Origin of the sequence: Brachyspira innocens ATCC 29796, from assembly GCF_000384655.1 — a bacterium.
GTDB classification, from domain to species: Bacteria; Spirochaetota; Brachyspiria; order Brachyspirales; family Brachyspiraceae; genus Brachyspira; species Brachyspira innocens.
The window spans coordinates 23,814-43,351 of record NZ_ARQI01000106.1 but is presented as its reverse complement, the minus strand read 5'-3'; the positions used below and the strand labels follow the sequence as shown (position 1 = coordinate 43,351).

15 protein-coding genes and 1 tRNA gene are annotated in these 19,538 nt (G+C 26.6%); 9 read left to right on the top strand and 7 right to left on the bottom strand.

What is annotated here, in order from left to right; all coding sequences use genetic code 11:
- The 3 genes from F811_RS16220 to F811_RS0106775 form a co-directional block, all read left to right on the top strand.
- Nucleotides 1-592, top strand: a 592-nt coding sequence (locus F811_RS16220; RefSeq protein ID WP_020004519.1) for a tetratricopeptide repeat protein, incomplete at its 5' end; no start/stop codon positions are given.
- A gap of 1,037 nt (nt 593-1,629) precedes the next feature.
- Nucleotides 1,630-3,609: an ATP-dependent helicase gene (locus F811_RS0106780; protein ID WP_020004517.1), complete on the top strand. Its 1,980-nt coding sequence runs from the start codon at nt 1,630-1,632 to the stop codon at nt 3,607-3,609.
- A 612-nt stretch (nt 3,610-4,221) separates the two neighbouring features.
- Entirely contained in the window at nt 4,222-5,130 is a 909-nt protein-coding gene (locus tag F811_RS0106775; protein ID WP_026364375.1) for an Rpn family recombination-promoting nuclease/putative transposase, read from the top strand.
- Nucleotides 5,131-5,365: 235 nt separating this feature from the next.
- Here F811_RS0106775 and fabV read toward each other — a convergent pair whose 3' ends face one another.
- The 6 genes from fabV to F811_RS0106745 all read right to left on the bottom strand — a co-directional run bounded on the left by fabV (nt 5,366) and on the right by F811_RS0106745 (nt 10,773).
- On the bottom strand, nt 5,366-6,544 hold the full coding sequence (gene fabV, locus F811_RS0106770) for an enoyl-ACP reductase FabV (protein WP_020004515.1): 1,179 nt from the start codon (nt 6,542-6,544) through the stop codon (nt 5,366-5,368).
- Nucleotides 6,545-6,644: 100 nt separating this feature from the next.
- Nucleotides 6,645-7,748, bottom strand: a complete 1,104-nt coding sequence (locus F811_RS0106765) for a glycosyltransferase family 2 protein (RefSeq protein ID WP_026364374.1) — start codon at nt 7,746-7,748, stop codon at nt 6,645-6,647.
- A 32-nt stretch (nt 7,749-7,780) separates the two neighbouring features.
- Complete coding sequence (locus tag F811_RS0106760; protein ID WP_020004513.1) at nt 7,781-8,494, bottom strand: hypothetical protein; 714 nt, start codon at nt 8,492-8,494, stop codon at nt 7,781-7,783.
- Between the two features lie 57 nt (nt 8,495-8,551).
- A complete protein-coding gene (locus F811_RS0106755) occupies nt 8,552-9,490 on the bottom strand; it encodes a hypothetical protein (protein WP_020004512.1) in 939 nt (312 codons plus the stop codon).
- 32 nt (nt 9,491-9,522) lie between these two features.
- Nucleotides 9,523-10,326, bottom strand: coding sequence for an MgtC/SapB family protein (locus F811_RS0106750; protein ID WP_020004511.1), 804 nt, complete (start codon nt 10,324-10,326; stop codon nt 9,523-9,525).
- A 24-nt stretch (nt 10,327-10,350) separates the two neighbouring features.
- Nucleotides 10,351-10,773: a PTS sugar transporter subunit IIA gene (locus F811_RS0106745; protein WP_020004510.1), complete on the bottom strand. Its 423-nt coding sequence runs from the start codon at nt 10,771-10,773 to the stop codon at nt 10,351-10,353.
- 197 nt (nt 10,774-10,970) lie between these two features.
- On the opposite strand from F811_RS0106745, the gene F811_RS0106740 reads away from it, so the two are divergent.
- The 6 genes from F811_RS0106740 to F811_RS0106710 all read left to right on the top strand — a co-directional run bounded on the left by F811_RS0106740 (nt 10,971) and on the right by F811_RS0106710 (nt 17,888).
- Nucleotides 10,971-11,423, top strand: coding sequence for a dual specificity protein phosphatase family protein (locus tag F811_RS0106740; RefSeq protein WP_020004509.1), 453 nt, complete (start codon nt 10,971-10,973; stop codon nt 11,421-11,423).
- A 164-nt stretch (nt 11,424-11,587) separates the two neighbouring features.
- A tRNA-Asp gene (locus F811_RS0106735) sits at nt 11,588-11,662 on the top strand.
- Between the two features lie 31 nt (nt 11,663-11,693).
- Nucleotides 11,694-11,957 (top strand): 30S ribosomal protein S20, encoded by a 264-nt coding sequence (gene rpsT, locus F811_RS0106730; protein ID WP_020004508.1) that lies wholly within the window; start codon nt 11,694-11,696, stop codon nt 11,955-11,957.
- A gap of 495 nt (nt 11,958-12,452) precedes the next feature.
- Entirely contained in the window at nt 12,453-13,712 is a 1,260-nt protein-coding gene (locus tag F811_RS0106720; RefSeq protein WP_020004506.1) for an AAA family ATPase, read from the top strand.
- Nucleotides 13,693-14,304, top strand: coding sequence for a hypothetical protein (locus F811_RS0106715; protein WP_020004505.1), 612 nt, complete (start codon nt 13,693-13,695; stop codon nt 14,302-14,304). Before F811_RS0106720 ends, F811_RS0106715 begins: the two co-directional genes overlap by 20 nt.
- Before the next feature lie 149 nt (nt 14,305-14,453).
- Entirely contained in the window at nt 14,454-17,888 is a 3,435-nt protein-coding gene (locus F811_RS0106710) for a DUF4132 domain-containing protein (RefSeq protein WP_020004504.1), read from the top strand.
- A 301-nt stretch (nt 17,889-18,189) separates the two neighbouring features.
- Here F811_RS0106710 and F811_RS0106705 read toward each other — a convergent pair whose 3' ends face one another.
- A complete protein-coding gene (locus F811_RS0106705; RefSeq protein WP_020004503.1) occupies nt 18,190-19,305 on the bottom strand; it encodes a hypothetical protein in 1,116 nt (371 codons plus the stop codon).
- Nucleotides 19,306-19,538 lie beyond the last annotated feature (233 nt).

The following is a 19,538-nucleotide window of genomic DNA, read 5'->3' as shown; positions in this document are numbered from 1 at the left end:
TGATGCAGAAGCGTATAAAGGCAAAGCTGATGCATATTATCACTTAGCTAAGAATAATTATAAATATTCTAGCTTAGCTATAGAATGTTATGACAAGATGATAGAGTTAAACCCTAATTATGTGGAAGCATATAAAGGAAAAGCTGATACTTATTATCAATTAGCTAATAATACTTATGACAAAGAAAAATATTATAACTTGGCTATAGAATGTTATGATAAGGTTATAGAATTAAATCCTAATGATATAGAAGCATATAAAGGAAAAGCTGATATATGCAGCCATATAGGTAGTAAGTACGACTTAGCTATAGAATGTTATGATAAGGTTATAGAATTAAATCCTAATGATGCAGAAGCCTATAAATGGAAAGCTGATACTTGTTATCAATTAGCTGATACATATAGCGATAGTTATGACAAAGAAAAATATTATAAATTGGCTATAAAATCTTATGATAAGGCTATAGAGTTAGAGCCTAGCAGTGGGCTTTATTATGGTAAGAGGAATGCATTAAATAGTCTAAACAGGACATCTGAAGCTGAAGAGTGCTATAGAAAATATAATGAGTTAAGGGAGTTAGGATTGTGATTTTTTAGTGTATATTTATTTTTTGGCTGCGTTTTAGGGGGGATTTTTTATTTATATTTGTTGGCTTTCTAGTTCTAACTTTGTCTTTTAGTATTTGAAAATCTTTCCCAGCTTTTTTTAGAAAAAAAGCTCGCAAAAAAATCTTACCTACTTTTTTGTAAAAAAGTAGGACAAAAAACAATTTTTATTACTGTTAAGCTCGCCTACGCCTATAAATATCAAATAAATAAATTTATTTGATGGCTTCGGCTCGCTATTATTCTTGGGGGAATACTTTTTTACTTTCTGGGTTTGCTTTTTAGCATACATTATCTTTTATTTATTTTTTTATTGCTATTTAGTTATGGTATTGCTTTTTATTGTTAGATATCTTTTTATATTTGTTTTCTTTTTAGGGTTGGGAATGCATTTTAATATTTTATTGCTTATTAATTTATTCTTTTTGGTGTAATGAAAGGTAAAAAACCGCACCTATACTGGACTATCCTAAATATTAAGCAATGCGGTGCGGAATGCCAGTACGGCGAGTACAAAAAAGTAAGACAAAAAACAATTACAATCTTGAGGTAATACTTTTTATTTTTGGGTTTGATTTTCATTATTCGTTATATTTTTTTATTGCTATTTAGTTATGGGATTGCTTTCTAGTATCAGATATCTTTTTTTTCGTTCTTTTTTTGTTTGTACGGAACGCAGAGTGAGGGGCTTCGTCAAATGCAGTTCTTCGCGACTGCGGGCTGTGCCTGGTTCTTTTATACCAATAAAAGAACTGGGGTGTGGGGCAAAGCCCCGCAAATATATAAATTTAAAAAATTAATTTTTTGATAAACTATATTTGTTTAGGTATGCATTATATTTTATTTATCCTATAATTACTGGATTGCTTTTTGCCTGTCATTTTTTACTATGTAAATTTAGTCAAAGTTGATGCCAAAGCACACAGCTTAACAAAATAAGTGGGGGTTCTCTCTCTAGTTCCCGAAAATAATAAAAACTAATTTTTTACAAATTATAATTCTTTAGATATAGGTGATGATATGGATATACTTCAAAATGTGAGCGAGGTTCAGAGAGAAGGTATTTTGCATAGGGGTAGCCCTCTTCTTCTTCTTTCTGGGGCTGGAAGCGGTAAAACTTTGGTGATTACGAGAAAAATTGCCTACCTTATTAATGAGCTTGAAACTCCGCCCGAAAATATAATGGCTGTTACTTTTACTAATAAAGCCGCTTATGAGATGAAAGAGAGAGTATCGGCTCTTGTACCTGATATAAAGCCTAGCAGATTATTTATAAGAACTTTTCACTCTGCATGTCTTAGGATATTAAAAGAGAATGCTCATTTTTTGGGTTATAAGTCTAACTTTCTTATACTAGATGAAGGCGATAAATTATCCGTTATTAAAAGAATAATGAAAGAAGAGAAAGTACCTAAAAGTATTACTCCAAAAATGATAAACAAATTTATATCCGCTGTAAAAAACAATATGGATGACGGAATTACTTTTGACAGGGATATTTTTGAAAATGTATACAAAAAATATACAGAGCATGAATTAAATGAAAATGTGATGGATTTTGACGACCTTATATTAAACACCATAAAATTATTTGAAGAGGAGAAAAAAGTTCTTAACTTCTATAGAAACAGATTCAAATATGTTTTGGTAGATGAGTTTCAGGATACAAACCCTCAGCAGTACAAACTCATAAAATTATTAACGCAGAATGCTGATAATGATTTAACAGTTGTAGGAGATGATGATCAGAGTATATATGCATTTAGGGGTGCTGATGTTCTTAATATACTTGATTTTGAGAAAGACTATCCAAATACAAAAATAGTACGCCTTGAAGAAAATTACAGATGCCCAAAAGATGTAGTGGAAGCAGCTTTAAGCGTTATAAAAAATAATAAGAGCCGCCATGAAAAAAATGTATTTTCCAACAAGCCTAACGAATTTAAAATAGAAAATTGGATTTGCTATAGTGATTTGGAAGAGGCAAGAAGTGTGGTTAATGAAATAGAGAGTTTATTTGATAACGGATTTGAGGCTAAAGACATAGTAATACTATTTAGGACTAACAGCCAATCAAGAGCCTATGAAAAAGAATTACAACTTCATTCTATAAATTATAAAATAGTAGGAGGCGTAGGATTTTTTGAACGCATTGAGATAAAAGATTCTATTTCTTTTTTAAGGCTTATGATGGGCTTTGGAGATAATTTCAGCGTAAGACGTACTATTAATGTGCCTCCTAGAGGAATAGGCGAGAAGAGTTTTAACAGTATAGAAACTTTTGCTAATACCAGAAAAATAAGTCTTTATGAAGCTATCGATTATGCTGATGAAATATCATTAAGCAAAAAGGTTTCTTCATCAATTAAAGCATACAAAAGCATAATAGAAGAATACGGTATAAAAATAAAAGAAGATATTGCAAATGAAGACGGAATACATATAGAAGAAATATTTTTTAACTTTTTAAAAGATATAGATTATTTTTCAATATTTAAAAGCGAAGGCAATGAAAGAGTAATAACAGCAGAGGAAAATATAAAAGAGCTTTTCAGAGGCTTTTACGATTATAAAAATACAGAGCCTAATGCTTCACTCATAACATTTTTGGAAGAAAACACCTTATACAGAGACCTCAACACAGAAAATGAAAATGAAGATTACATTACACTTATGACAGTGCATAATGCAAAGGGGCTAGAATTTGACGCTGTATTTATAACAGGTTTAGAGCAGGGAGTTTTTCCTCATTATTTCTCGCTTGAAGAGGAAGGAGGCATTGATGAAGAGAGAAGGCTTCTTTATGTAGCAATAACAAGGGCTAAAAGAAAACTTTATCTCACCTACTCTAAAAAAAGAAGAATAAGTTCTGGAATAATGGAGCAGATACCTTCATCATTTTTAATGGAGATACCAAAGCGTTTAATGCTTATAAAAGAAAAGGCCAATTATTACTCTGGAAATTACATGGATATAGATGAAGATGCTTTTGATTATTAACCCGCACGCAAAACGCATTTTTAAAATATGTATTGATTAATAATTCTTATTAGCATTATTCATGATAAAAAAGCTAAACGTGCGTTGAATAATATTATAAAATTTAAAAACTCACTTGGGCGGGCAGCTAGAATAACAGTAAAAGTTAAAATATAAAAATAAGCTAAAAATAAAAAATAGTATTCAAAAATTTAAAGGGTGGGAATGAGAATAGATTTTTAAACTTTATCCTAATTCCCGCCCTTTTAGATTTTAAAACTTTATTTTCTTAAATAGAATTTTAATTACACCCAGATGTCAACACATTGAAAAGCAAACCCGCCCCAAAAATTTTTTTTAAACTTTGCAATTTCATTAACGCACGTTGAGCGGACTTTTTTAATATAATTAATTTAATAATTCTAATTTTGCACTATATAAGAATCGATTTAACGTGCGTTGAATAGCATTACAAATTTAAAAAGCACTTGGGTGGGCAGCCAGAATAACAGTAAAAGTTAAAATATAAAAATAAGCTAAAAATAACAAATAGTATTCAAAAATTTAATGGGTGGGAGTGAAAATAAATTTTATACTTTGACATTTATAAAATATTTCATTATAATATATGTTATGGAAAAGAAATTAAATACTAAACAAATAAAATATTTTAATCCTTTGAATGATTATTTTATAAGATATCTTTTTACTGATAAAGGAAGCAGTGAGACTATACTTTTAGATTTTATCAATTCTATAATGATTAATGCAAATATGAAGACATTTCACTCTGTCGAAATACTTACACCATTTAACTTAAAGAAAAATAGAAATTTAAAAGAAACAATTGTTGATGTTAAATGTATCACTCAAAACGGTTCAGTCGTTATTATAGAGATACAATTACAAGGCAATTCAAGATTTCCAGAACGCATACTCTATTATTGGGCAGCTAATTACAGTAAATTATTAAAGCATGGTGAAAGATATGATGAATTAACACCTGTAATAAGTATTAATCTTCTTAATTTTAATTTGGATAAAACTAAAAATATACATTCCTGCTATATGCTTTATGAAATGAATAATAAAAAGTTATTAACAGACCATCTACAGATACATATAATAGAATTAAAAAAGTTCAGGAAAAATGTATTGTCTAAAGATTTGAATTATTGGCTCAAAATATTCACAAGTAAAAATTTGGAGGCGTCTATGTCTGAAATAGTAAAAGAAAAACCTATAATGGAAGAAGTACAAAAAAAATATAATAATTTTGTGAAAAGCAAATTGATGATGATGGAATATGAGAAAAAAGAGGCTTATCTTTATGGCAATCAAATAATGCTTGATGAAGAAAGAAAATTAGGAAGAGAAGAGGGTATAAAAGAAGGTATAGAACAAGGAATTGAAAAAGGTAAAGAAGAAGGTATTAAAGAAACACAAATATCTATGGCTAAAAATATGAAAAATAAAAATATTGATATAAGTCTTATCAGTGAATTAACAGGATTAAGTATAGAAGAAATAGAGAAGCTATAATAAAAATATAAAAATTTTACTTTAATCCCCGCCCTTTTAGATTTAAAAGCTTTATTTTTTATATTGAGTTTAATTAAATATATAAGTCTATATTTCTTAAAGTACGCCCGCCCAAGCGTTTTTTAAATTTAACACTTTCCTAAATACAAGCAAAAGCAATAAATAAAAAAAGCGAAGCTCAAATATAAATATTCAAACTTCGCTAGTAATATGTTATTTAAAATTTATTATAATATCATATCTTAACGTCCAGACTATAATCAATACCCTCTTCATCAAAACCATGCATATTCATATAATCTTTTCTAAATAATGCTAAATCCGCTATTTCTTTTACATTATCTTTTGTAAGTTTATTCCACTCATCTAATACTTCTTTCTGAACATCTTCTCTTAATTCCCAGTCATCTAGTCTTATTCTATTATCACTGTCAACTGGTACTTCTCCCCCATTAAAAAGTTTTTCACTTATAAGTCTGTACATCTGCTCTATACAGCCCTCATGAATGCCTTTCTTTTGCATAACCTTAAATAATATACCTATATAAAGAGGAACTGTAGGTATAACAGCAGAAGATCTAGTTACAACAGCCTTATTTACTGATACATAAGCATGCCCTTTTACTTTCTCCTGCATCTCTTTGTCTAATTCATGAGCAGTTGCCTCAAGATGATCTTTAGCCTTTCCTATAGTACCATCTCTGTATACAGCTTTAGTCATTTCAGGACCTATATAAGAATATGCTATATTTATGGCATTTTCAGAAAGCATATCAGCATTAAGCAAAGCATCAGTCCATAATTTCCAGTCCTCTCCGCCCATAACTTTAACCGTAGATTTTATATCATCTTCATTTGCAGGCTCTATTGATACCTCAAGAAGCTCTTCAGTCATAAAATCAACACCTATACCATTATATTTTTTTCCTATAGGTTTTAATGATGAACGATAAACTGTTCCAGTAGATTCATCAGTTCTTACAGGTGCTGCCAAACTGTATATCACTAAATCTATTTTCTCTCCGTTAAAAAATGATTTAGCCTCTTTAATTACTTCCTCTTTTGAAGCATTTAAAAAAGCATCAAGTATCAAGTTTTTATCTTTAACTCCGTCTTTTTCAGCAAATGAAGAAAAAGCTTCATTATTATACCAGCCCGGTGTAGCAGTTCTTCTTTCTGTAGCAGCCTTCTCAAAAGATACACTCAAAGTTTTAGCCCCAAGTCCGTAGCTTATAGCTATTCTGCTTGCAAGTCCGTATCCGCCTGAAGCTCCTAATATAAGAGCATTTTTAACATTTGATTTTACTTTAGGTTTTGATTTCACATAATTAATCTGCTTTTCCACTTCTTTTGCACAGCCTAGAGGGTGAGCAGTAATACATATATTATTTAAAATTTTTGGCTCTACTACCATATATTTATTCTCCTATCATTTTTATTATATTCAACTTAACTTCAATACTTTATAATAAAATTGATTTTTTTTCAATTATATTAAAAGATTAATAATTATATCATTTCCAATTTTTCTCAGCAAGTTTATCCAAATTAACTTTTTTATACTTCTCTCTCAAAGTAATAGAAGGTATCCACCAAGCAATATCAAATACTTTTTTCTTAATAGATTCTATTTTGTCTAAATATACATTATAATCATCATAAGTTTTCATTATGTACATATTATAAGCATAAAAAGCATGTTTTTTTCTGTCTATTTCTGGATTAAGAGCTTTCATAAGTTCATGACATTTTTTATAGAACTCATTTTTATTATCAGCCTTATAATTATTAAACACAAATAAAAAAGAAGTGAAATTATAAAAATTACATTCTCCAAGCAAACTTATATCTTTTTCTTTGTAAAAATTAAATATATTTTTAAATACTTTCAAAGAGTCAGAAGCCATTTTATTATCTTTTTCTATAGAATGCGTTATAGATGACTTTCTCTGTACATAATAATATTGAGCATTATTGTTATAAAACATTTTTGGCATATAAAGCAGATATTTATAAAAAAATTCTGTGTCTTCAGATACTATAAAATTCTGAAATTTCATGTTATTTTTTATAATAAATTCTCTCTTAAATATTTTATTCACACTTGAAACCAAAGGATATTCTGGAGTATTTTCTTTTTCTGGTGTGCCAACATTAAAATTGCTTATTCCCTCCTGCCAAGTATTCTTAAACTTCTTCTTCCATATATGTATTCTATTATGATAGTAAGGCTTTATTATATTATCTCTAACAATATTAATATTATTAGTAAAAACTATATCTGCATCATATTTTAAAGCTGTTTTATAAAGCTCTTCTAAATAATTGCAAGAAATATAATCATCAGAATCTATAAAAGAAATATACTCTCCAACAGAAGTATTAATTCCTTCATTTCTCGTAATCCCTATACCAGAGTTTTTTTCATTACTAATAAGTTTTATTCTTTTGTCTTTTTGAATATACTCAAGAACGATATCTTTAGAACCATCTGTTGAACAGTCATTTATGCATATTATCTCTATATCTTTTAATGTCTGATTTATCACACTATCCAAACATTTTTTTAAATACTTCTCTACATTAAATATTGGAACAATTACAGAAACTTTTATCATAATAAAAACCTTATCAAAATACATTCATATTATCATTGCCAAGATATTCTATACTCTTCATCTTGTTTATTATACTGAGAATACGAAGGATCTGTAATATTGAAAGTGAGTTTCAGAGCATTGTCAGTAAAAACGAATTTAAGTGTAAAATTATAAACTGTTCCACTTTTTTCATTGGTAAAGCTCGCTGTTTTTGTAAAAACTGTATCTTCAGTGTATGGATTAGTTATATCAATATAAGCATCTGGAAAATAGCTCCAAGATATTCTCTCAGAGTTTACAGTTATATTATATAATTTATCCTTGCTATAATAAACACCAATTCTTTCACTTATTTTTATATTTGTACTGTCTGATTTTTTTTGAAAATTTACTTCATTTCCTGAATATCTCAATGTGTAATAAAAAAAATCTATAAAATACGTGTTAGGTTCTACTCCGTTTATAGTCTCTTTTATATCAAATGAAAAAGTTTTATTTGTGCTTTCAGGGTTTCCTAAAAAATATGTTCCTAAATTATTGGCAATATTATTTCTGCTTCCTATAAAATTAATATCTCCAGTATCAAATACTATAAAGTCAAGTTTAATATCTTCTTCAAAGTTTACATTAAGAGAATATCTGCCCGCCCTATCTTTCAGTTTCTGAGCACTTTTAATACCTGTAGTCAAATTACTGCATGATAAACATGATAAGAAAAAGATGAAAACTATAAAAAATATTATAGAGTTTTTAATGTATTTCATAAATATTATCCGAACATTATTATAACAATATTATATCAAAAATATAATAAATGTAAATTAATAAACCTTAATATTATTTTCAAACCTTTTATCTGATATTAAACTATTTAAATCGTTTATATCATCATATGTAATAAATATATTTCTTTTTCTATTTATAGTTTCCAAGAACGAATCAATTAAATTATTGCTGTTTTCTTCTTTTTTTATTTCTTCTTCTATGAATGAAAAATTTTCTACAAATACATTAAATGAATTATAATTTTTTAAAAACATTTTTATAAGTTCATATCTATTTTTTATATTATAATTACTATTTTTTTTATTATTATTTTCTTTTAAGTTAATCTCATGAACTTTGTAAATAAAATCTCTCACAGCCATATTCTTTTTAATAGCATAATCAAAATTAAAATCATTATAATCAGCAATATATGCGTTTCTATATATATTTCCCGTAAGAAGTATTTTTATAATATGCTCAATAACAAAAATAAAAATATCTATTTTCCTGCTGAAGAAAGCTCTTGAAGAGAAAGAAAAACTATTATTATAAATAAAAACTATATCTATAATATTGCTTTCATTATTAAAAGAGGAGTTAATATTTATATGATTATCTGAAGTACATAATATTGATAATTTTTCTATGCTTTTATTTCTATTTTCTGGAAACAATTTATTTAAAATATTATCTTTATTTTTTTCAAGTATATCATTGACAAAGTCTATGCATTCTATAATCATATTATTATCAATTACAGCAGAATACTCATAATGCTCTATTATACCGCTTATAGTTTTACTTATAGACATTATCTCATAATCATTAACTTTATAAAACTCAAAAAAATGCAAATCGCTTATATACCAAATTAAATTAGCCAAATAATTATATTTATTTGAAATCAAGGTAAGAGGATAAATTGATATTTCTTTTTCTTCTATTATAATACTATTATCAATTATAAAATTTTTTATATATATTTCTTCCATAAGATTAAACTTTTAATTATATTTTAATTTTTCTATTTTATAGAATGCAAATCAACTTTATCTCTCATACGTTCAAGCATTTTTATAGGTCTTATACCCAAACTTTTTAATATATTTTCTATATTAGCATAATCAAGACTAGGCACAAATATATGAACTTTGCTTATAAGATTTGGAGATAATACAATATTTTTGTCCATTTTTTTATCATTATTAATAACCTCTTTCCAGCCCAATATTTCCAAATTAATAAGTTTTATACCAAACCTGTCAAGTTCTGTTTCTATATCTATTTTGGAAGAACATTCTATTAAATAAATTATTGACTTTTTCTTATTTGCTATGAAGTATGGAATAAAAAATCGATAAATAGAAGTGCTTAAAAATATACAAATACAGCCTATAGTAGATAATACCCACTGACCAGAGCCTATAACTATTCCAAGACAGGCGGTAACCCATACTATAGCGGCTGTTGTTATGCCATGAAGTTTACCCCTATTTTGTATAATCATACCCGCTCCGAGAAATCCTATACCAGATACAATCTGAGCAGATATTCTGTTGTAATCGGGTGTAGTATACAAAAGCTCGCTTCCAAGCCTTATAAGCTCTTCATTTTCAAGCATAATAGCATGAGCGAAAACATCTTCATAACATGATAAAATAGCTGCCCCCATACATACTATACTTGTAGTTCTGCTTCCTATAGGTTTTTTATGCTGTGCTCTCTCCCAGCCTATAAATATACCCATGATATATGCTACAAATATTCTTCCAGTAATCTCCAATATACTGTAGTCAGCTAATACATGTTTAATAGATTCTTTTATCATAAAGTTTATTATACACTAAAGAAATTAAAAATCTATATCCTTATATATTTCATTTTCATTTTTAGAGTATAATGTTATAGAATCTCTGGAAACGCTTATAAGCTCATCAATAAGTTTCTTTGTATTATCATGCATATCTGAAGAAAAATATTCTATTACCATATCGAGGTTTACTCCGCTTATAAGGCAAATATTATCATTTTTTCTGTAGAATTTACTTGCTATATTAAAAGGTGTTCCGCCGTATATATCAGTCATTATTAAAATATTTTTATCTTTATGTTTATCCAGTACAGATATTAATTTTTCTTCTACATCATTAAATGTATCATCAAGCTGCATAGCAACTATATCATAATCTGACAAATCACCCAGTATCATCTTTGCTGACTCTATAAGTGCAGATGCCAAATTACCATGGCTCATTAATATTAAATTTGGCTTCATAATAAAAATCCTCCTGTACTTAAAAATCATTCATACAAATATCATATATTATAAATATAATAATTGTTTTTAATTATTCAATCTAAATGTAAACAAAATTCATTTTTTGTCTTAATATTTTTACAATATAGCCATCACAAATAAAAGTAATTGACAAAATAAAACCTTTGATTATATTATAAAAGGAGTGTGTAAATATGCAGAAATTATATAATAACCTTTATGTAGGAGGAGACAGCGACTGCAGAAAATTTAAAGGTGCTATAGTGCATGCATGTCAAAGCTGTTTTGTCAATGGTGTTCATGGTAATATAGGAGATAAAAAGGTTTTTGAAAGTAATAATAATCTTTATTTGAATCTATTAGATATATCAAGCCTTTCATTTGATTATGCTTTTCCTATGATAAAAAGATCGATAGAGTTTATCGATGAACATATAAAAGATATGGAAGTACTAGTGCACTGCAATTTTGGAATGTCAAGATCGCCTTCTATAGCATTATTATATATGGCTAGAAAAGGCTATATTAAAAATACTTCTTTTAAAGATGCCTTAAATGATTTCCGTAAGATATACAATTACTATTCGCCTGGTATGGGAATGTATAATTATTTTGACAGATACTGGAAAGAAATTATGATATTTTGAAAAAACTAATAAAGTTCAAAAATAATCAGTAAGTTTTTTATTATAATTTTTATATTTTAGTATTGAAATCTGCTTTTCCTTATATACTTTATATTAATTTTTTTAAATTACCGCTTGACAAAAAATAATTTTGTAGTATAATACAAGCATTCCTTAACTAGTTTGGAGTTGTAGCTCAGTTTGGTTAGAGCGCCTGCCTGTCACGCAGGAGGCCGCGGGTTCGAGCCCCGTCAACTCCGCTTTTTTTTATTTAAACCACGGAGAAATATAATGCCTAATATAGCTTCAGCATCTAAAAGATTAAGACAAAACGAAGTTAAAAATCTTTATAATAGAAAAATTAAAAGTTTCTTAAATACTCAAAAAAAGAAAGTTGTTAAGTCTATAGAAAGTAATGATAAATCTGCAGCTATGACAGAATTCAAAAAATATGCAAGTGCTTTAGATAAAGCTGCTAGAAAATCTGTTATACATTCTAATAGAGCTGCTGCCAAAAAATCTGATATGATGAAAAAAATTAATGCTATGAATTAATTTTTGATTTGGAATTTTATGAGACCTGTATGCTTTGTGCATATAGGTCTTTTTTTTTACACTATTAATATTTTTTTAAATTTTATGTAAAAAGTTATTGCATTTATCTGCTTATTTCTTATATTAATAATATAAGAGATTAATTATTAGTTACAATATATAATAACTTTATCACATAAAATGATTAGAATATATTAATTAAAAAACGGAGGATTTTATATGACAAAATTATTAAATAGTATAAATAATGATTGCACGGTTATAGATGATGAAGAGTATAATTTATTAATTAATGAATATAATGATATACTAATCGATAGTATAGAAGAATAAATAGTTTAAATTTTTTTTTCCTTTTTTATTAGCCTGTGCTTAATGCATGGGCTTTTTTATTTAATATTAATACTACAGAGGATTGTAGAAATTAATATATTTTTTACTTATAATGTTATAATATTTGATGACGATAATTCTAGTATTTCAGGATAATTTCTTATGAGATTAAAAATATCTAACTTTGCAAAGATAGAGAAAGCAGATATAAAAATAGACGGCATAACTGTAATATGTGGAGATAATGATACAGGAAAAAGCACAATAGGTAAGATTTTATTTTCAATATTTAGTTCAAATTATAATAGTGCTAAAAGAATACGAGGCGAGAAAGGTTTAAGCGTAATTAATAACATAGCTAAATTGCAATTAATACCATTACAATTAGATAATTTTTCAGACTTTGCAAATAAATGTACAAATGAAATATTAGATACATTAAATATAGATAATGTAAATATTAATAATATAAAAAATATTATTATCGATACTATACCTGAATCATTAATATCATTAAATAATATAGACAATGTAGCAAATGATATATTTAAAATAATGTCTGCACCGTATAATAAATTAATGATTGAAATAATAAATAGATATTTTTCTAATATTTTTTGTAAGCAAATTGATAATTTATTTAATAAAAATGCAAATGCTAAATTAGAGTTGGAAGTAAAAAAACAAAAAATGAATATAGAGTTTAAAAATAATGAATGTACAAGATTTGATTCAGAATTTAATATAACACATAGTATATTTTATATAGATAATCCTTTCATATTAGACAATATTTATGCTGATAATTTAAACTTTATATCAAGTAAATTAATCTCTAATTTAGTAAAAGAGAATTTAGAATATGAAGGTATCATTGAGGCAGTAACTAATAGAGAAATTTTAGAAAAAGTTTATGATGTATTTAATAGTGTTATGAATGCAGAAATTATAAATAAAAATAATGAGTATTATTTGCATTACAATGAAAATAATACAGAAATAAAATTAGAAAATCTTTCTGCTGGATTAAAATCTTTTGTAATAATAAAAAGGCTTTTAGAAAATGGTTCTTTGAATGAAAAAGATGTTCTTATATTAGATGAGCCTGAAATACATCTTCACCCAAAATGGCAGTTGATTTATGCTGAGTTAATTGTTTTATTACAGAAATATTTTAATTTAACTATTACTATAACTACTCATAGTCATTATTTTTTGGAGGCTATCAACAGATTTTCCAAAAGGCATAATATAGATGAAAGAGTTAATTTTTATATTACTGAATTAGCAGAAAATAAATGTAATGTAGTATTTAAAAATGTTAATGATAATTTGGATATAATTTATGAAAAAATGTATGAACCTTTAGAGATATTGTCTAATATGAGAGAAGAGCAGGATAATGAGAGAAATAATCCTTGATGAATTAAAACAGTCAATATTATCAGAAATTTATAATTTGGATTATTACAATTTAGAAGATACTTTAAAAGAAACATCTTTAAGCAAAGTTAAAAGTGATACTTTAAAAGATTATATTGTAACTTATATGACTGATGCAGAAAATAAAGTTATAAATGGAGATAAATTAATAAAAAAATATATTTCAAAATATAAATTTAGTTTAAAGGTAAGTTCTGTAGATGCTATTTATAAATTTACAAATGGCATTATATATTTAATAGAGTTTAAAAGCGGTTCAGTAAATAAAGAAGATGTGTACAAAAAAGCATATGATACTTATATTGCTTTATCAGAATTAAAATTAATAAAAGATATTAATGATTCTAAAAGCAGGGTTTTTTATATTATGGTTTATAAAGAAGAACATTCTGATTATAATACTAAAATAACAAATACTTTAAAAAAATATTTAAATAATATTCGTAAGAATAAAGATTATTATAAAATAGGTTATTTTGAAGGATATTTATTTAAAGAATCTTTTGCATGCAGTCAAGATGATTTTAATACATTTATAGTTAAAGAATTTGATAATGAAGAAAATATATAATACATATTTTATTTTAAACTAAAAATAATACATAAAAACTAATAAATCTTCATAAATATTCATTTTATACTTATCATACTTATATATTGACAAATAAATAAAAAATGTATATACTATATATTGATATAGTTTTTATTGGAGGATAAATTATGAACTTAGAAGAAAAACTTGAAGCATACTATAAGGTCTCTTCTATAGAAGATGATATGGAGAAATGTGAATCTACAAATGATTTCAGCAAAATAAGAAGGAATCCTTATGATTATTTTCATTATAAAGATGCTTTTTTGCAAGATTATTTTACTATAGAAGATGAAGCATTAAAGAAAAGATATGAACATTTTATGAAGATACTTATTTACGGAAACGATAAAGAAGGAGAAGGCGGAACTAGATATGTTATTTTTGATTATATAGTTAATAGAGATTTTGAAAAGTCACTCAGATATCTTGTTTATGGATATGAGAAAAGATATAAAGAGCAGGCAAGAACTTTAAATGGTGAAAAATTAATATATACAGTTTTTGAAGATTTTAATAAATACTTCAGTAAAGAGTTTGAAGAATACACAGATAAATATATTGATATTATTAATAACAATGACAATAAAAAAATATTAAAAAAAATGGACAGAGATGCTGTAATACCATTGATTGCAATATGTTCTGTTATAAAAAATAATAAAGAATGCGATGATAAATACATAAATGCTGCTATAAAATCATTTGATGTTTTGCCAAATCTTTATGACACTTTAAATGTAATTGCTTCTCTTTTAGATAAAAACGAAGCTATAAAAAATAAATTTGTAGAAGTATTAAATAATAATGAAGAATATATTATTGATATGAATATTGAACTTGGACAGTATTTAAGATTATTAGATTACAGTAATCCTTATAAAGCCAAAGATAAATTCCTCAAAGCAATAAATTATCCAAACTCTTTTATATTTATAGCAAAACATTTTGAAGATTATTTTCGTTATGAGTTTATTTATGGAGCAAGAGATTTATATTTAAACTATAAAGAAGATTTTTATAAAGTTTATAATTTAGTAGGAAATGATTTAAAAAATGATAGAAACAAAAGAATATTTATAGTACTTAGCGGTGTTTTATTAGAGCATAATGATAATAATATAGACGCAAATAATTTAAAAAAGTCTATACCTGTATTTCAAACTATAGTTAATAAATTTACAGAAGATAAATCTAATAGATATAATAAGAGACCAACATTTACAACTACAGTAAAAATAGAAGAAATATTTGATAAAGATAAAAATAAACTCTTTGATACGCTTATTGAATATTATACAGACAAAAAAAATGCATACAATCTATATAGCAACAGATGGGATAGCCTTCCTGAAGTTAGTCTTGATACAGAACTTTATTATTTATACTCTTTATTTAATTATGACAGCGATGAAATGAAAAACTATAAAAAGTTTGCTATTGATATTTTTAAATATTTACCAATTCAGCTTGGAATAAGAAAATATATAGAAGTGCAGGCATCTATAGGAAAGAAAACTTTAAAAGAAGTTATTGATAGTTTATTAAATAATAAAGAATTAAATATTACATTAAAAGAAATTCTCACTTCATACTATTTTGATTATGCAGGAGATTTTTCAAATTATTATTACGACTATGGCGGAAAATGTCTTCCTACATTATATAAAGAGCTTAGATGCGTAGATGAAAATAATAATGTTATTATAAATAGCGTAAAAGATGAATTATTTAAAAGCTATTTTGATGAAGTGGTAAATATATTAAATGATGATAAGTTTATAAAAGATAATATAGCATCAAATAAAAATACAGCATTAGATATATTAAAGACTTTGTATAATAAATGTCATTATAATGATTATCATTTAGTTTATACAGTTCTTGAAAATACAAAGAGAGCCGAAGTAAAAAGATATTGTATTAAAGCTATTTCTGATAATGAAGCTATTACAAGAGAATATGTTGAAAAGATGTCAGAGAAAATAAGATCATCAGAACTTAAAGGGGCATTAAAAAATATTATTAAGAATTGGAATCTTAAAAAATACGGCGATAATTTCAAAAGTATTGATGAGGCTTTGGAGTTTATAGATACTTATTACAATACAAATTATGAAAAAAATATTAAGTTTTTAGATGATGTTCATTTGACAAAAGTTTTATACAATAATGGAAAATTGGCTGATGAGAGAATATTTAAATATATTATTATGGAATATATGAACTTAGTTGAGCCTGCCAGATTAAAAGACTGCGATATGCTTACTGAGATTCTTGATATTGATTCATTTACCAATGCTTTGGAAATGTTATATATTTATTGGAAAGATTCTAATTACGAAGCAACAAAGAAAAATATTTTAATACCTTATCTTTTATATTCTAATAATTCAAAGATAGATAAAGTTTATCCTCTTATAAAAGAGTTTGCTAAAGGTTCCCGTACTGTTATGGGGGCATTTATTGTAAAATGTATCGCATTAAACGGAAAAAGCTATGCATTAATATTGGTAGACAGCCTCACAAGAAAAGCACCTACTGCAAAAATAAAAGAAGTAGCAATAGAGACTATGGAAAATGTTGCATACTTACTTGATATGACAGCCGATGAGCTTTCAGACAGAATAATACCTAATTTCGGATTTGACAGAAAAGGAGAAAAAGTTTTAAGCTATGGAGGAGAGGCAAAAAGAACATTTACATTATCAATAAACAATGATCTTGAACTCACAATAACAGATAATGACAAACAAAAAATAATAAAATCGCTCCCAGCTCCAAACAGCAAAGATGACAAAACAGAAGCAGATAACGCCAAAAAAGAATGCACTGCTCTCAAAAAAGAAATAAAAACTTTAATACAGAGTCAGAAAATAAGACTTCAGAAAGTATTATTAAACGGCAGAAAATGGACTTATAATAATTTCAAAACTGTATTTGTTGAAAACCCTATAATGAATCTATTCGCATTAAAACTAATATGGGGCGTTTATGATGAGAATAACAATTTAATAGAAAGTTTCAGATATATGGAAGACGGCACTTTCAATACAGTTGATGAAGAAGAATACACTCTCAAAGAAAATGCTTTAATAACTTTAGTACACCCTTCAGAATTAAACTCTGACACTATAGCAAAATGGAAAACTCAATTATCAGACTATGAGATATCACAGCCTATAGAACAGCTTGATTTCAAATATTCTGATATTACAGAAAAAGATATAAGTGAAAATAAAATTACTTCTCTTAATTCCAAAAAAATAAAAGCAGGCGTATTGATGTCATTAGCAAATAAATATGACATGGCTAGAGGCGAGACTATGGACGGCGGAACTTTCTCTGAGTACATATTAAAAGATACTTATCTTAATATTGCTGTTCATATTTCATTTGATTATATGTATTTTGGAATGGACGCTAATGAAGATATTGAGTTTGGCGATATAGAGTTTTGCGAGATAAATGACGGCATTGAAACTCTAATTAATCCTCTAAAAGTAGAAAAAAGATTTGCTTCTTCAATTTACAGTATAGTGAAAAGTGTTTTTGGAGATTAATTTTTATTTATTATAATACGCACGGTAAATAGATTAAAAAAATAAACTAGTTAATAATTCAGAGCGGATTATTAACTAGTTTTTTATTTATCGTGCGATGTATAAATTACAAATTTAAATAACGCTTGGGCGGGTGCACTTTTTGAAGTGAAGACTTAAAAGATTTAATCAAAGTTTATATAAAAAATAAAGCTTTTAAATCTAAAAGGGCGGGGATTAGAATAAAGTTAAAAAATAATGGCAGGGATAAATTGTAATACTATTTTTTAACCCTGCCTTTATATTTTATGACAACGATGTTTTACTGAGCATTAGGATTTAAAGAAGGTAAATACCAAGTTATACCAGTGTTGGCACCGAATGCTATAGGCAAACTATTTACTGGAGACTGTATTTTAGGTACTCCGTTATTTACGTCCATTTCAAAATACCATTCCAAAGCCTCTATAGGTCTTACATAAACTTCTCCGTATGCTGACCAATATAAACTGTGTACAAGTTTGCTTCCTTTTATTCCGTCATCTTCAACCCTATATCCTAAACCTGGTTCAAATATAAAGTTTACAATATCAGTATTAACGCTTAAAGATATACTAGGTAGTATTCTCAAGTCATAAGGGTTTCTGTCATATGCTTCCTGGCCAGCAGTTGCTTTAGAGGCACCTGCAACAGTCCATGCTTTAATATCAGTAGTATAACTGCCATTAAGAGTTCCAACTATAGCAGCTTTTCCTTTAGCATCTAAAGCAGAAGCGAAATCTATTCTTATAAATGGATTAACAACTACATTGTCTATTATAGTATTTAAGAAATGAAGTCTTAATTGGAAACTTAAATTTTTAGCTGAATATTCTTCTCCACCTTGTTTATAAGAGTTTTGACCATAGTTAAATTCAAATCTTATATAATTGAAAGCATCTATTCCAGTGTAGTATCTTACCTGTGCAGGTATGCTCAAACCTAAATAGTCAGTTCTTCCATTTCCTACATCATCTTTTTTACTTATACTTACAGGTATTGCCACTCTTAAATTATTATTAACAGCATTAAATACTACTACAGGGGTATGAGCATCAACCATTTTAATACCTGAAACATTATTCATAGTATAATTGTATCCCACGCCAACTCCGAAACCATCACCAGTATATCCTATACCTCCAGATATAGTAGCTTCTAAATTTGTATTTGCTCTTGATGTAAAAATCTGACCAGTTAATCCAGTATTAGCTTTAAAACCAAAAGTACCTTTAATAGTGCCGTTTCCTAGTGTAAAGCCAAGCTGATTCATTCTAGCTCTTAATTGATTTCCATGAATGAGGAAGAAAAGCCAAGTATTATCCGCACCGTACATACCAAACACTGAACCGCATGCCAATACAAAAATAGCCATTACCGTTAATAAAAATTTTCTCATTTTTCTCACTCCTAATGTTTTTTATTTTATAGCTTTAGTCTAGGAAAATTATTTATAGAATTCAAATTTTTTTCAAAAAATTTTTTGATTTTTTTAAAAAATCTAATTTTTTTTAATATTGTTTTTATATGCATTTTTCAAATAATCATTAATATATTTTCCAGAAAGTATAATAATAAGCCTGTATTTCATATAAGGATACGAGGTGAAAAAATAATGTAAATTTTATTTAC